This window comes from Leptolyngbya sp. BL0902 (genome assembly GCF_016403105.1).
Lineage (GTDB): Bacteria > Cyanobacteriota > Cyanobacteriia > Phormidesmidales > Phormidesmidaceae > Nodosilinea.
This window is the reverse complement of sequence record NZ_CP046155.1, coordinates 410,521-426,085: the sequence shown is the minus strand read 5'-3', so window position 1 is coordinate 426,085 and position 15,565 is coordinate 410,521. Positions and strand designations below refer to the sequence as shown.

The following is a 15,565-nucleotide window of genomic DNA, read 5'->3' as shown; positions in this document are numbered from 1 at the left end:
TATCTGAGACTACCGCTGTTGAGTTATCCAACCACCACAGCATCAGGAGAGGGTTCTTCCCTTGGTTTGAGTAAATCTCTCTGCTAGTCTCCCTCGATAGCCGCAGTTTCTGAATTGCTGATAGGCACCACCTGAGTCACGCGGATGAGGGTTTCCTCCTTATTGGGTTTCACCAACCGGGGGCATTCTCCGGTGCGGCCTAGGCGGGGCACGGTGGCGGTGGGGAGGACAGCCACTCGGTCGGTGTTGCTGAAGAGGGTGAGGGTGCTGTGGACAGGGGCGGGCAGCAGGGCCAGCAGTTTGTCGGTTTTGAGGCTGAACTGGAACGCTTGGCTGCCCAGGTCGCCGCGCCTGGTGGTGCGGAGATCTTCCACCGGGAGGCGCTTGCCAAAGCCTGCCGCTGAAATCAGAATCACCTCGTCGTAGCCGGATTTCACGGTGACGCAGCCCACCAGGCGTTCGTATTTGCCGAGGCGCATCCCTTGGGGGCCTTGGGCGGTGCGGCCCATCAGGGGCAGGTTGTCGTCGTCGATGGGGAAGCGCAACACCCGACCACCGGAGCAGGCCAGCACCAGATCATCCCCCAGTTGGGCGAGGGAGACGTAGGCGAGCTCGTCGTCGTCTTTCACCTTCATGGCGGTGAGGCCGCGTCCAGTGAGGTTGGTGAATTCTTTGAGGGGGGCGCGTTTGATTTTGCCCTTCTGGGTGACGAGGATGAGGTCGTGTTCCATCAGGTCTTCGCGCAAAACGAACTGGGCCACAATGGCATCGGCCTCGGCGGGGACGGAATCGGGTAGCAGGTTCACCAAGGGCACGCCCTTGCCCTGGCGGGGCGGCGGCGGAATATCCCCCACGGCAACGGTGAAGGCACGGCCATCGCGGGTGAGGGTAAGCACCTCTTGGGCCGTGAGGGCGGGTTCCACTTGGACGATGGGGTCGTCTTCGGTGGGGTGCAGTTTGGGGTCGGTGTCGGTTTCTAACCGCGCCTGCCGCCGTTGGTAAGAACGCTGGGAATAGCGGCGCACGTAGCCTTTTTGGGTGAATTCTACCACCGCTTCTTCGTCTTCCACTTCAGCAATAATTTCTTCTACTTGCTGGGTTTCTTCGGCCCGTTCTGCGTCGCTTTGGATGCGGGTGCGGCGGGGATCGTTAAACTTTTTACGCAGGGCTTTGAGTTCTTTTTTTAGGGCTTTGAGGAGTTCCTTGCGGTCGGATAATAGACGCTGTAATTCGTCCCGCCGCTGGGTGAGTTCTTCAAATTCGGATTCGAGACCCTGGCGTTCCATCCCCGTCAATTTGCGCAGGGGCATAGCCAAAATGGCGTCGGATTGGCGTTCGCTGAGGTCAAACCGCCGCTGAAATTCCTGTTTGGCGGTGGTGCCGTCGGGAGCGTTGCGAAGGATGTCGATGATGGCATCAATGTTGCTTAGGGCGGTGAGTAGCCCCTCGGTGATGTGGAGCTTGGCTTCGGTTTTTTCGAGCTGGTGCTGGTAGTGGCGGGTGAGGGTGGTTTCTCGGAAGTCCAGAAATGCCTGCATCACCTCGCGCAGGGGCATTTGGCGGGGTTGGCCATTGTCCAAGGCCAGCATGATCACGCCGAAATTGCTTTGCAGGGGGGTCATGCGGTAGAGGTCTTGCAGCACCTTTTGGGCGGGGGTGTCGCGCTTCAGTTCGATCACCACCCGCATGCCGTCGCGGTCGCTTTCGTCGCGGATGTCGGCGATGCCCTCCAGCTTGCCCGCGTTAACGAGTTGGGCAATTTTCTCAATCCAGCCCGCCTTGTTCACCTGGTAGGGCAGTTCCGTCACCACAATCGCATTGCGCCGCTGACGCCCCTTGCCCGGTCGAACCTCCTCAAACTGGCAGATACCGCGCACGGGAATGCTGCCCCGTCCGGTGCGGTAGGCATCCAAAATGCCCTCGGTGCCGATGATTTCCCCACCCGTAGGAAAGTCCGGGCCAGGAATCAGCCGAAACAGATCCTCATCGGTCATCTGGGGCCGATCAATCATGGCAATCAGCCCGTCCACCACCTCCCCCAAGTTGTGGGGGGGAATGTTCGTCGCCATGCCCACGGCAATGCCGGAACAGCCATTCAGCAACAGGTTGGGCAACTGGGTGGGCAGCACCACAGGCTCCTGCTGGGAGCTATCGAAGTTGTCGATGAAATCCACCAGGGCTTCGCTGATGTCGCCCAGCATGGCTCCATGACTGACGGGCGAGAGGCGGGTTTCGGTGTAGCGCATCGCCGCCGGGGGGTCGTTATCCACCGAGCCAAAGTTGCCGTGGCCATCCAGCAGCGGGTAGCGGCTCGAAAAGGTCTGAACCATCCGCACCAGGGCATCGTAGACCGCCTGATCGCCGTGGGGATGGTATTTGCCCAGCACATCCCCCACCACGCGGGCGCATTTGCGGTAGGGTCGGTCGGGAGTCAAGCCCAACTCGTGCATGGCGTAGAGAATGCGGCGATGCACGGGTTTGAGGCCATCGCGCACATCGGGCAAGGCCCGCCCCACAATCACGCTCATGGCGTATTCCAGGTACGACCGCTGCACCTCGGTGTGGAGCGAGGTAGGCACAATTTGACCCGAAGCAAGCAGGTTCAGTTGGTCGGACATGGGTGAGGATTCCTGGATGGGAAATGGGGAAGGTTAACAATGCTGTAACTTAATCGCAAGGGGCGGGGCATGGCAAGGGCTGACGTTCCCTGGGCACCGCCGGAGAACCCGTCATTGTCCTGACAGAGTAGGAAGACCAGGGACAGCAATCCCCTGCGTCACAAACCGCAATACCGCCCTAGCGGCATGGGTTAGCCTACAGTTTCCTCAGGGTTTTGTGGCATATTGGGCGGTGAGAAGGGGATATAAACACCATGAAAACCGTCCTAATTGTTGAAGATGATGTGGTCAATGCACGGGTATTCTCCAAAATTTTGACGAAACGGGGCGGATTAACCGTCAAACACACCGAGGATGTGGAAGAGGTGGTTTCCCTAGCCCGCAGTGGCGACATTAGCGTCATTTTGATGGATGTCTCGCTAGCCCACAGCATGTATGAGGGCAAACCCATGGATGGCATCAAAATTACCCAGCTGCTTAAATCTGACCCCCAAACTGCGAATTTGCCGATCATTCTCGTCACGGCCCACGCCATGGAAGGCGACCGGGAAAATTTCCTCAGCCAAAGCGGGGCCGATGGCTACATTACCAAGCCCGTGATTGATCATCAGGAATTTGTGGATCAAGTCAAGGCCGCCATGGGCAACTCCATAAACGAATAAATACATTTGTACTATAAAACTTCCCTTTGTGCAAGGGGAGTCCACACCAGGATCAAGCCCCCCTCAGCCCATTGGCAGGATTCGCTAAGATCAACCCACCACCTTCCAGGAGCACCCCCGGCCCATGTCTCCTCGGTCTGTCTCCCCATCCCCTACCCAAATTCCCCAAAATCCCTACATCGTTCCAGCGGATGTGTCCCTGCCACGGGAGCAATGGCCGACGATGTATGATTTGCCCAGCGAAGACCCGGAGGAACCTGGGTTGCCAGACGAATTTCATGATTTTCAGCCCCAGCTACTCAGCGCCACCTTTCGCCTTGCCGATGTGGCGGCAGATCGTATTTTCACCGCTGCCGACCTAAATCTGTACTACGACCTCACCCATCCCCGCTGGTACAAGCGGCCCGACTGGTTTGCCGTAGTGGGTGTTCCCCGATTTCGTGACGACGACGACCTCCGGCTCAGCTACGTCACCTGGCAGGAACAGGTCAACCCCTACATTGTGGTAGAACTCCTGTCTCCCGGCACCGCCGATGAAGATTTGGGCCTCATCCAGTCCACGAACCCCAATACCCCACCGCCCAAGTGGCAGGTTTACGAGCAAATCCTTCGGATCCCCTACTACGTGGTGTTCAACCGCTACACGGGAGCCTTGCAAGCTTTTCGCCTCACGGAGTTCGGGTACGCTCCAATCCCGATCACGGATGGGCGTTTTATGATCCCAGAACTCAACATTGGCCTGGGGCTATGGCATGGGGAATTTCAGGACTGTACGCGGCAATGGATTCGTTTTTTTGATGCCAATGGCCAGTGGATCTTGACGCCTGTGGAAAGAGAACGGGAACGGGCCGATCAAGAGGGTCTTAGGGCCGAACGGGAACGCTTCCGAGCCGAACGGTTGGCCGAACTCCTCAGAGCCCAGGGGATTGATCCGGATCAGGTGGTGTGAGGCACGTTCTGGCGCTAGATCGAGGGCGCAGGTCATGGCTTTGTCCACGGGATGTCGGGGTCGAAGTCGCCTAAGCTAGGGAAAAAGGGCGATAGGCAGGATTCCATGCTGGATTTGGCGCGGTTGGCCCAGCAGATGCAGGGCATTAGTCAGCATTTGGCCCAGGAGGCGGAAGCGGCTCAAGGGCGGGTGCGGTTGGCGCGGCGATGGCTGACCACCGCCGCCCAGAATCAAGAAACTTGGGTGGCCCACCAGCGAGACTTTGCCGATCACCTAGCCTTTACGGCGGCGTTGCCCGTAGAGCCGTTGACCACTCGCGTCAGCCTGGATGCGGCCCCTGCGGCCCACACGGTGCTGGCCACCGATGGATCGCAGATTTCCCCCAGCCACCACGAAATCGCCTACTGCTACTTGATCAACGTGGGTCGGGTGGTGCTGCACTATGGACAGGGGCGGTTTCCGCTCCTGGATAGCCTGCCGGAGGTGATCTATCGGCCTGAGGATCTGTATCAGTCGCGCCCCTGGGGCATTGGCACCGAGGAATGGATGGGCCATCGACGCACCGTGGCGGAGGCAGTGGCCCTGGCGGAACTGGGGGCGATGCTAGCCGAGGGTGACGGGGGAATTTCTCCACAACCGGGCACACCCTCAGAAGAACTCGATACATCCTCAGAAATGCCAACCTTGAGCATGACGGCATCCCCAGAAATCTCGAAAAACTCAGCCCCGGTGGATCTGCCATCCCCGGTTACGGATCTGCCGTCCCCAGTTTTGGCCATGGCCGATGGCTCCTTGATTTACTGGTTCCTAGACGGACTGCCCGCCGAGGCCCGCGACCACATCCTTACCCCCATTTTGGCGGCCTGGGATCGGCTCCGACGGCTGGGCATTCCCATCGTCAGCTACCTCAGCGCCACCCGCAGCAGCGAGGGCCTGAACTTTTTGCGCCTGCCCGCCTGCCCCTTTCCTCAACCCCACTGCGGCCAGCACTGCAACGGCCAATCGGAAAAAGCGCCCTGTGGTGGGTTCATGCCCCTGCGAGATGCGGTGTTTTGGGCCACAGAACTGGAACCGGGGCAGCGCAGTCCCTTTTGGCGGAGTTCCGCCAGCATTCTGGAGCTCTACGGCGATCAGCGGATTTACTTCTGCTACCTCCATGTGGGGGTAGAGGTGGCGCGGGTGGAGATGCCGGAGTGGGTGGTGGCCGATGCAGCCCAATGCGATATGGCCCTGCGGCTGGTGCTGGCCCAGGTGCAAAAGGGCTATGGCTATCCGGTGGCCCTGGCGGAGGCCCACAACCAGGCGGTGGTGCGAGGGGGAGATCGCCAGCGATTTTTTGCCCTCCTGGAGCGAGAAATGGTGCGGGCGGGCCTGAAAAACATCGGCATTTCCGCCAAAGAAGCCCGAAAACGGGGAAGTATTGCTTAGTCTTCTGCCACCATAACGTCCTTGGTTGCCCTCACCCCCAGCCCCTCTCCCAGGAGGGAGAGGGGAGCCGGAAAATCCTTCAAAGTCCCTCTCCTGGAGGGAGAGGGATTTAGGGTGAGGGCCAATCTGTCCTACGGCGCTTCTAACCGGGCCACATGAACGAGGGCATCGCCTTGGTTCACCAGGGGATTTTGGCCGTGGCCGATGACGATTCCGGCCATGGGGCTGCGGACTTGGACGGGTTTATCGCCAAAGGTATCGCTGATGAATCCTAGGGATTGGCGGGCTTTCACCGTTTCGCCCAGGCGGGTGGTGCAGCGCCAAATGCCCCCACGGGAGGCCCGTACCCAGCGAGTTTCGCGGGCTTCGAGGCTGGTTGCGGCGGGTAGAGAACTGGGGGGCGCATACATCCCCAGGTGAGCCATGGCTCGATAGATGCCGTCTACACCGCCCTGGATCGCCGCTTCATCAAACCGCAGGGCTTCACCGCCTTCGTAGAGTAGGGTGGGGATATGGCGCTTGGCAGCGGCTTGGCGCAGAGATCCATCCCGGTGGGCTGCATGGAGGATAATCGGTGCGCCAAAGGCTTGGGCAAAGGCGTAGGTGTCGGGGTCGGAGAGGTCGGCCCGCACCTGGGGTAGGTTGGTGCGGTGGATGGCGGCGGTGTGCAGGTCGATGCCGTGGGTGCACTGGTTCACCACTTCGCTCATAAACAAAAACGCCAGCCGACTAGCCAAGGAGCCTCGCGGGGAACCGGGAAAGGAACGGTTCAAATCCCGGCGATCTGGCAGGTAGCGCGACTGCTCCAGTAAGCCAAAAATATTCACCACAGGCACCGCAATCACCGCCCCCCGCAGCCGGGTGGGCCTCAGCGCCCGAACTAGGCGGCGAATAATATCGACGCCGTTGAGTTCATCGCCGTGGATGGCGGCACTGAGCCACAGTCGGGGGCCGGGATATTTGCCGTTAATCACCGTCACCGGAAGGGACATCATCGTGCCTGTGGTTAGCCGCGCCACAGGCAAATCTAGCCGCACCCGTCGGCCTGGGGGAATGGTTTGGCCACCCACCACCAGTGGTAGGCAGGGCTCTGAGGCAGCGGTCGCACGGGCCGATGTTCTTCGGGGCCGACGGGGCGGGCATTCCGAATCGGGGAGCAGCGTAGGGGCCAGGTCTGGGGCCACATCTGGGGCGGGGTCTGTCGCCAAGGGGTCTCGCTGAAGGGGAGTGGGCTAGGCGCGGGGCAACGGAAAATGCTTGCTAGCCAATATACCGAAAGACGGCCTCCATCGCGGCATTCGTTATCGTGTTCCCGCATCGCAGCCTGCCTGATGTACCCGATCCGCACTCGATCCGCACCTGCCCTGATCGATGGGTTTGCTTGCCCTAGAGCTGCCGCTCCACCTGCACCATGCGCTGGTAGGAGAGCCAGCCCGTACCCACCATGGCCACGGCAAAAATGCCCAGAAACCAAACGTGTTCGCCCACTTCGGCCAGGGTGTTCCCTTCGGCGGCAATGCCCACCATGGCTTCAATCATGTGAAAAATCGGGTTAAACCGGGTGAGGTTGATCAGGGATTCGGGGAAAAAATCCGTGGGCATGAAGGCTCCACCCAAAATCATCAGCGGAATGCCAAAGGCGGCTACTAGGGAGTTCACATCCTCGGTGCGGCGGGCCAGTTGGGTGCCCAGCACAAAGCCCACCCCCACGTAGGCGGCCATGCTCAGCAGCACAATCAGCAACCCAGCCGCGATAGACCCCTCAAAGGTGGCCCCCTGGGCAAAGGCAAGGCTGTACATCAGCACCGTTTGCCCCAGGCCAATCACCACGTAGGCCAAGCAAATCCCTAAAAAGTACGACACGCCGCCGAGGGGCGACAGAAACAGCCGCTTCAGGGTGTGCTGCTCCCGCTCGGAAACCACCGTGGCCAAGCTGCCCCCCAGCCCGCTAAAAAATAACGCCGCCCCCACCAGGGTTGAGGGAGCCGCCAGGGTATAGGCATCTTCCAGGGGAATTTGCAGCCGTTCCTGCAAAATGAGGCTGTTGAGGATCAGCAGCAGCACCGGGAAAATCGCCCAAAAAATCAGGCTGCGCTTGCGGCACCATAGCTCCGCCAAAATCCGCTGGGCGACGGCGATGGTCTCTCGCAGGTATTTCATGGATTCTTATAGACTGTAAAGGCAACTTAATATTACAGTCTATAGAGGTTTCATCGGGGTCGGGCTGCATCGTCCGAATTGGCTGAGTCTGAGGCCATTTTTGCCGAAACTGTCCACTCCCCCTCCTCTGGCCGGGAGGGTTGTGATACCGTCTGCCCACACCTGTCAGCACTACGCTCTCCGCACACCTCGCAGGGGTCTCTCCTGGGGGCTGAATTTGATGTAAGCCAAAGCACACGTCTAATGAGTGAATCCCTTGAGGGGCTGTTTGCCCAAACCCTCGCCCGTCGTAACGTTCTCAAACTCTTTGGAGTGGGGGGCATTGCGGCGCTGTTGAGCTATTCTCGCCTGAGCAAGCCTCAGCCCATCGTGTTCCAGCAGGATCGGCTGGAATTGCCGCTTCAGGTGGGGCGCGACCTCAAGGCGGTGGTAATTGGCGGTGGCTTGGCCGGGTTAGCCACCGCCTACGAACTCAGCCAGCGCGGCGTGGCGGTGACGCTGATTGAGCGATCCCCCCAGTTGGGCGGCAAAATCGCCAGTTGGCCGATCCAAGTGGGCGACGACCACTTCATGATGGAGCACGGCTTCCACGGCTTTTTCCCGCAGTATTACAACCTGTTTAGCCTGATTAACGAACTGGAGATTCGCCAGAATTTCAAGTCCCTGGACTACTATTCCCTGGTCTATAAAGAGGGCTATGCGCCGGAGGTATTCCGGCCCAGCAACTCGGCTTTTCCATGGAATATCGTGGATTTGGCCATTTCCTCCTCCAATCGCCTCAAGTGGGGCATCAACCTCACCCACATGAAGCACCTGGAGGTATTTCGGGAAATCACGGGCTTCCGCAACCCCCAGAGCTACAACCGCCTCGATCATCTTTCCATGGCGGAATGGGTTGGCGATGACTTCCCCAAGGGGCTGTACGACCTGTATTTCCTGCCCTTTGCCAAGTCCAGCCTGAATGCGCCGGACGTGCTCAGCGCCGGGGAACTGATGCAGTTCTTCCACTTCTATTTCTTTGGCAACCCGGAAGGGCTGGCCTTCAACGGCACCTGTCAAGACATGGGACGATCCCTGGTTGATCCCATGGTGGAAGCCATCAAGGCCAACGGCGGCGAGGTGCTGACCGGAACCACCGTCAGCCAGGTGCGCTGGGACGAGGGCAAAATCACCGGGATTTCCTACCAAAAGGGCAGCGTGGCTACCAACCCCGTGCCCTTCTGGGTGGAGCGCAACCCCCTGCTGAGTAACGACACCCTGGAATATTTCGGCGCAGGCGATCAGGTCTATTCCCTCGCCCCCGGAGCCAAAACCGCCCTCTCCCTCACCTGTACCCACCAGGGCTGTAGCGTGCAGCGCCAAGTGGATACCACCGCCGACGGCTACCTCTGCCCCTGCCACGGTGCCGCCTACGCCAGCGATGGCCAAGTGCTGGCTGGCCCCGCCCAAGACAATCTGACCGCCTTCAAGGTGCTGCAACGGGATGGAGATCGGGTGCAGTTGATCGCCGCCAACGTCGAGTCTGGCGGCAACCCCAGCCACGATCTCACCGCCGACTACTACATCATGGCGGCGGATATCCCCGGCATTAAGTCCCTCTTTGCCCTAGCCGAGGGCACCGTGGAACCCATCTTGGCTCAACAAGTAGACGAACTCCAGGTGGCCGATCCCTTTGCGGTGGGCCGCTTCTGGCTGGATCGCGACTTTGACTGGGAGCATAGCTGGTTCACCTCCCTCTCCGGCTACCGCCTCACCGATAGCATCACCCTCTACCACCGCATCCAGGAAGACTACATTGACTGGGCCGAACGCACCGGGGGCAGCGTGGTCGAGCTTCATGCCTACTGCTACAAGGAAAAGGAATTCCCCACCCAGGCCGATATTCTCGACACCTTCGAGACCGAACTCTACGAGATTGTGCCCGAATTGAAGGGGGCCACCATCCTCCATCGGCAACTGGTGAACCAAAAGAACTTCGCCGGATTCCCGCCGGGCAGTTTCGCCAACCGTCCCCAAACCGCCACCACCACCGACAACCTCCTGTTTGCGGGTGACTGGGTGCGGATGCCCTTCCCCTGCGGCCTGATGGAGCGGGCCGTCAGCAGTGGCCTCCTCGCCGCCAACACCATCCTCCAGCGCGAAGGGGCCAAACGTCGCCCCATCCTCACCGTCAACCCAGAGGGGGTGCTGAAGATTTAATCGTTTATGGTTCATAACCTGGGTGCTGATGCTGAACAATACTCAAGAATACGCACAGCGATTGCTCAATGAGCTCCTGTCAACACCGTTTGAATCCTGTGCCCTGATCACGCGGGAATTTCAGCATCTGCCGCCCTCACCTGGTCTGTACGCCGTTCGGCATCGGGAGCACCAGTTGCTCTATTTAGGAAAGACGAAAAAGCTACGGGAGCGTTTCAAGGGTGGTCATAAAGCGCTCACATGGTCATGGCTCGATGATTATGATCATCGGGAGATTAGAATCTCGTTCGCACTTCTCTCCATGATTGATGTGATCAAATTGGGAGAAGAGCTGGAAGACATCTTAATCCAAGCCACAAAACCACCCTATAATGCGAGGTACCCTACCAGAGATTGGAGGTAGCTACAATGCAAACTGTTCCTCAGACCCAACATCACCATCTCAGCCATGACGCTGCACTGATGTTGCTGGCTGTGCTACCTGCTCATATTCGAGAGGCTTACGTGAACCATGCCAAACAAATTGACTACTCTATTGAATTGGTCCTAGAGATGGCCTTGGCCGATTTTCTAGACCCTGATTCTCTGACATTTTCAGATTGTCATCCCCAAATTGGCGTACTGCCCCATCTAGACTAGGACGATGGGACAGATAAAATGAATTCGCCATTTTGAGATCTCGGACACCATAGGCGAATGCCGCATGATGACCGAGACTTTGGTGCTTTACGGCAAAAGCTAAGCCAATATACATCTAAGCTCGACTTTATCCAATCAGGCAGCATGGCAGAGTAGCTCCGTCCAGGTGTCGAAGATAGGGCGAGGGACTTTAACGTACTCAGGGTCATCCCGTGATGTCTGAAAAAGCCGGGACGCCCATAAATAGCGGCGAACCAAGGCCAAGGCATCGGCGAAGGTCGGGCGTTGCTTCGTGTACCAGGCGGTTTGAGGGAGAGGGAACGTAAACTGCGGATGCAGCCGCTGGGTAAGGAGGACGACGAGAGAGAACAGGGCGAGTAAGGCAGGTGTGGTGCGTAGGATGGCTAAATCCGCCCACTGTCGCTGAGATTCGACCCCTAAATGAGCCCGAATCTCCTGGAAGGTGACTTCGACTTGCCAGCGTTGGCGAAACCAGAGCAAGATTTGGGTAGGTGTAGCCTTCAGATCAGTGCAGAGAAAGGCCTGAGGCTCCAACTGGCCTAGCGGGTCACGCACCAAGACCCAACGCATGGGAACCGGGGGAAGTCCGGTGTGGTACCACACGGCAGTTTGCGAAACCCACTCCAAGGTATAAGTTTGCTGACCATACCAGCCCTCTAGGGTCAGGGATTGCCAAGGGGTGGAGGACTCCTCCAATCGGGTTTTTAGGGTGGGTAAGCGGGGCCCAACTTTACGAGGCCGACCGATGGTGTGGGCGTCGCGAGGCGGAGCGGGCTCATACAGGGCGGCATCTAAGCGCAGTCGAGTGACGACGTGAACCGGATTGGGCCGATGGCTCACCGACGCCAGAAAGTCTAGGGCGGCGAAGCTACTATCCGCCACCACCACCATGGGCCAATTTCCTAGCCAACGTCGGACTTGAAGCAGCATTTGTCTTGCCCAGTCGGTTAACGCTTTGTGCCGTTGCCCGTGGGTTTGGTGGTAGCGCTCGGACGGGGCGAGTACGGTCAAAAACGGCAAGGCCCAGACGCCCTGTGCCCAGGGAATCGGCACCAGCAGCATGAGACTGAGCCAGCGCAATCCACTGGTTTTGACGACATGCTCGTGGCTCGAACGCACCGGGTCACGGTAGATGCCCCGCGCTCCAATCCGCTTGCCCCACCGTCGTTCGATCGTGTCATCGAGACCCATCACGATGACCCCGTCAGCGGCAAAGGTGGCCACCAAAAGGTTTAGTAAGCTTCGACTCGCCTGCCGAGACGACCAGACCGCCCGGTTCAGCACGCGGTGATAACGCTGAAATTGAGGCTCGTCGGCTAACCCCATCACCCGTAAAATCTGGCTCACCGTGCGTTTCCCTGGGGCCAACAGCGCCCCCATCACCAGGGTTAGAGCCTGGGGCCACACCCGCTGGGAAAACAGCGGCGCAAACGCTATCATCATCGACATAAATTCCATCGCAGCAAGCTCCTCAGACCCTTATCTGAATTCTGCTTGCTGCTTTCCTTTTTGGATCAATTGGATAAAGTCGAGCTAAGAGGATATTTGGAAACCCGGAGACGGGGTATGCAACGCTTCAGGCGAGTCTCCGTAGCATGATACGAATCATGGCGATGTGAATGAACGCCTCCGAGGATTCGGGCAAACGCTCGTAATCGACATTGAGGCGGCGACATCAATGGAGCCACCCATAGGTGCGCTCCACCACCCACTGTCGGGGTAACAGGACAAAGCCCTTGGCCTTTTTGGGGCGTAGCACCACCTCCAACACGATAGCCATCCAGTCAATCACGGTTTTGAAGAAGTGTTTGCCCGAAAATCCGCTATCGACCCAGATTAGGCTCAGACGAGGCAGACGTTGCCGCTCATCTTGGACGGTTTGAAGGAGTTGTTTAGCTCCTTCTCGCTCCGGGACACTGGCGGCGACCACCTTCACCGATATCAAAAGCCCCATCGTATCGACTAGGGTAAAACGCTTGCGACCCTTGATTCTCTTGCCCCCGTCATAGCCCACCGATTGGCTCACCATCACCGCACTGGGCACCGTCTGAGAGTCTAGGGCTCCGGCACTGGGGGTGGGAAATCGGTCTTCGGACACCCGCACCCAGTCCACCAAATGGTCATGCACCCGCTTCCAGGTGCCGTCGTGTTTCCATTGCCGAAAATAGTAGTAGACCGTGGAATAGGGTGGAAAGTCCTGGGGTAACAGCGACCAGGCACACCCCGTTGCTAGGACATAAAGAATGGCATTGACCACCGCATACAGGTCAACTGTGCGCGGTCGCCCTGTGGATTTCGGGCCAGGGAGCAACGGAAAGAGCAGGTCCCACTGGTCACGGGTCAGGTGGCTAGCATAATGTGATGACATGGCTTCCAAGGGGCTACAGTGCTTGTTACTCTGAGCCTAATACCGAGGAAGCCTTTTCTGCGATTCGGGTCGCTGTGTGCTAATTGATACTTTTCAAATATCCTCTAACCAAACTCTTGCTCGATGATGCGCCAGCTTGCAGCGGTGACGCCCGGTTCCAGGCTGAGGCGGCTAATGATTTGCTCTAGCAGTTGGTCATTGCGGGTTTGAGTCACCATTTCGGCTTCCACCTCCACCCGATTTTTTTCGTCTTTCAGGTCTTCGCTGCACAGGGAGCGCAGCCGCATTTTGCTGGGGCCAAGGGCTTGCAGCAGCAGCGCCCGCACATGGGCTTCGTCCTGGCTATGGCAAATGAGGGAGCATTGGTAGCACAGTTCCAGCTCAGTGCCCTGGAGGGGTTGCTGGTTAATGCGATGGCTGATGGGGCGCAGTACGGTATTGGCAATGAGTACTGCAATGGCCCCCAGGGTGGCCGGGGCGAAAAACCCAGCCCCCGCCAGACTGCCAATGGCCGCCGCACACCAAATCGTGGCGGCGGTGTTCAGTCCCCGCACCGTCAGCCCTTCGCGCAGGATCACCCCCCCGGCCAAAAAGCCAATCCCAGAGACCACCTGGGCCGCAATCCGGGTGGGGCTGGCATCATCGGGGGTGAGCACCGAGAGCATGACAAACAATGCCGCCCCGGTAGCCACGAGGGTACTCGTCCGCAGCCCTGCCATCCGCTGCCGCCACTGCCGTTCTAGCCCCAAGGCCGAACCCAGCAAAAACGCCACCGCCAGCCGCACGGCAAATTCTGTCCAATCCATCGGTTGCTCACCCCATTGCTGTGTTAGTTCAGATCTGTGTTAATCCAGATCTGTGTTAATCCAGGTCTGTGTTAGCCCAGATTTGAAATGCACCCCTAGGCACTCAGGTGTTGCTAGGGACGATTGGGTATCAGATGGCATGGAGCCTATCACCCACCCCTAAAGCGCAGGTTAAGATTCAGGTCGCCCAGGCCGCCGTCTGGGGTTAGGCTACCCCCACTAGCCAGCCCACCAGGGAAAAGTAAACCCACAGTCCCAGGAAATCCTTGATCGTGGTGATGAAGGGATCGGCCCCTGGCCCGTGGTCAAAGCCCGCCCGCAGCATCACCATGGGCAACGATGCACCCAAAATCGCCCCCAGGGTAATCACGACGGTTAGCGACAGCCCCACCGCCAAGCCCAGTTGGGGAATGCCGTTGGGAACTCCCTGCCACACATAGGCCACTACCCCGGCAACGGTGCCCAAAATGATGCCCATGACAAAACCAATGCGAATTTCCCGAAACAGGTAGGCCGAAAACTGAGAGGGGGTAATTTGGCTCCAGGCCAGCCCCCGCGCAAAGATGGTGCTGGATTGGGTGCCGACATTGCCGCCCATGTCCATCACTAGGGGGATAAACACGGCAGCAGCAACCACTGCCTCCAGGGTTTCTTCAAACCGCTCAATCACGCCACCCACCAGAAAGCCGCCAATCAGCGTTACCACCAGGAACACAATCCGCAGGCGAATGGCGTAGATCGATGGCCCCCGCACCAGCTTTTCGCTCCAGCCACGATCTCGGGTCAGCAGCCCCCCAACCCCGGCCTGTTCCAGGATGGTTTCCGTGGCTTCCTCCTCCACCAGGTCAATCACGTCGTCGAAGGTGATATCGCCAATTAGCCGACCTTCGCTATCCACCACCGGAATCGCAGGCAGGTCATAGGTCTTCAGCCGTTGCGCCGCCTTCAGCTCGTCATCTACCGCCCGCACCGCCACCGGAGCCTCGTCCATGGCCGCCAGCAAGTCTGCCACCCGCCGAGCTGGATCCGCCTTCAGCAGTTGCACAGGCCGTACCCAGCCCTGGTAGTAGCGGTTTTCGTCAATTACAAACACCACCGACAGTTCGCTGGCTTCCAGACTCGATTCCCGCACCGTCGCCAGGGCCGCCGCCACCGTCGCTGTGCTGCGAATGGTGAGAAGCCGCAGGTTCATCAACCGCCCAGCGCTGCCTTCGGGATAGCCCATCAACACATTGGCGGCATTGCGGGCCTCCGGGCTAAGGTTGGCCATCAGCCGCTTGGCAACCTTGGCGGGCAGTTCCTCAAACAGCCGCACCCGGTCATCCACATCCAACTCCTCCAGCAGGGCCGTCACCTCCGGGCTTTCCATGGCCTGAATCAGCTCTGCCTGATCATCGGGACGCAGGTACTCAAAGACCCGCAGGGCCTTATCTTTATCCAACAGCCGAAAAGCTAGCACCCGCTTGCCGGGGGGAATGTCCATTAATAGCTGTACCAACTCCGCCGGAGCAATACGGTTGGCTTCTTTTTTCGCCGCCTCTAGGGCAAAGGGCTGAAGCAGATCGTGCAAAACATTTTGACCCATGACCTATCGTCCTATTTAGAAAATCCTACTTAGCAAATTTGTCGCAAATTATTCCAACGCAAAATTCCAGCGCAAATCAGCCCAGCACTGATGCCGAACAGTGGCAGTCAGGTGTAGTAGCTATTAGCCA

12 protein-coding genes and 1 pseudogene are annotated in these 15,565 nt (G+C 58.7%); 6 read left to right on the top strand and 7 right to left on the bottom strand.

From position 1 onward, the window contains the following. Positions 1–83: 83 nt before the first annotated feature. Positions 84–2,618 (bottom strand): DNA gyrase subunit A, encoded by a 2,535-nt coding sequence (gene gyrA, locus GFS31_RS01925; RefSeq protein WP_198806624.1) that lies wholly within the window; start codon positions 2,616–2,618, stop codon positions 84–86. A gap of 254 nt (positions 2,619–2,872) precedes the next feature. On the opposite strand from gyrA, the gene GFS31_RS01920 reads away from it, so the two are divergent. From GFS31_RS01920 to GFS31_RS01910, 3 genes are all read left to right on the top strand, one after another. Then, on the top strand, positions 2,873–3,280 hold the full coding sequence (locus GFS31_RS01920; protein WP_198806623.1) for a response regulator: 408 nt from the start codon (positions 2,873–2,875) through the stop codon (positions 3,278–3,280). A gap of 124 nt (positions 3,281–3,404) precedes the next feature. Next, a complete protein-coding gene (locus tag GFS31_RS01915; protein ID WP_198806622.1) occupies positions 3,405–4,229 on the top strand; it encodes a Uma2 family endonuclease in 825 nt (274 codons plus the stop codon). A gap of 105 nt (positions 4,230–4,334) precedes the next feature. Next, positions 4,335–5,657 (top strand): DNA double-strand break repair nuclease NurA, encoded by a 1,323-nt coding sequence (locus GFS31_RS01910; protein ID WP_198806621.1) that lies wholly within the window; start codon positions 4,335–4,337, stop codon positions 5,655–5,657. A 131-nt stretch (positions 5,658–5,788) separates the two neighbouring features. Here the strand turns inward: GFS31_RS01910 and GFS31_RS01905 are convergent, their stop codons facing one another. After that, positions 5,789–6,865: a succinylglutamate desuccinylase/aspartoacylase family protein gene (locus GFS31_RS01905; protein ID WP_263974880.1), complete on the bottom strand. Its 1,077-nt coding sequence runs from the start codon at positions 6,863–6,865 to the stop codon at positions 5,789–5,791. A gap of 178 nt (positions 6,866–7,043) precedes the next feature. Continuing rightward, positions 7,044–7,817, bottom strand: a complete 774-nt coding sequence (locus GFS31_RS01900; protein ID WP_198806620.1) for an ABC transporter permease — start codon at positions 7,815–7,817, stop codon at positions 7,044–7,046. A gap of 243 nt (positions 7,818–8,060) precedes the next feature. Between GFS31_RS01900 and GFS31_RS01895 the strand changes: the two genes are divergently transcribed. From GFS31_RS01895 to GFS31_RS01885, 3 genes are read left to right on the top strand one after another with little or no spacing between them, the layout of a single operon-like run. Beyond that, positions 8,061–10,016 carry an FAD-dependent oxidoreductase gene (locus GFS31_RS01895; RefSeq protein ID WP_198806619.1) on the top strand — a complete coding sequence of 652 codons (1,956 nt, stop codon included), beginning with the start codon at positions 8,061–8,063 and terminating at the stop codon, positions 10,014–10,016. 28 nt (positions 10,017–10,044) lie between these two features. Further along, a complete protein-coding gene (locus GFS31_RS01890) occupies positions 10,045–10,419 on the top strand; it encodes a GIY-YIG nuclease family protein (protein ID WP_198806618.1) in 375 nt (124 codons plus the stop codon). A gap of 5 nt (positions 10,420–10,424) precedes the next feature. Next, entirely contained in the window at positions 10,425–10,655 is a 231-nt protein-coding gene (locus GFS31_RS01885) for a hypothetical protein (RefSeq protein WP_198806617.1), read from the top strand. A gap of 135 nt (positions 10,656–10,790) precedes the next feature. Here the strand turns inward: GFS31_RS01885 and GFS31_RS01880 are convergent, their stop codons facing one another. From GFS31_RS01880 to mgtE, 4 genes and pseudogenes are all read right to left on the bottom strand, one after another. Then, positions 10,791–12,134 (bottom strand): transposase, encoded by a 1,344-nt coding sequence (locus GFS31_RS01880; RefSeq protein WP_198806616.1) that lies wholly within the window; start codon positions 12,132–12,134, stop codon positions 10,791–10,793. Positions 12,135–12,252: 118 nt separating this feature from the next. Next, a pseudogene (locus tag GFS31_RS01875) lies at positions 12,253–13,044 on the bottom strand (IS5 family transposase). Positions 13,045–13,148: 104 nt separating this feature from the next. Then, positions 13,149–13,850: an MgtC/SapB family protein gene (locus tag GFS31_RS01870; protein WP_198806615.1), complete on the bottom strand. Its 702-nt coding sequence runs from the start codon at positions 13,848–13,850 to the stop codon at positions 13,149–13,151. Positions 13,851–14,055: 205 nt separating this feature from the next. Next, positions 14,056–15,435: a magnesium transporter gene (gene mgtE, locus GFS31_RS01865; RefSeq protein WP_198806614.1), complete on the bottom strand. Its 1,380-nt coding sequence runs from the start codon at positions 15,433–15,435 to the stop codon at positions 14,056–14,058. Positions 15,436–15,565: the final 130 nt, after the last annotated feature.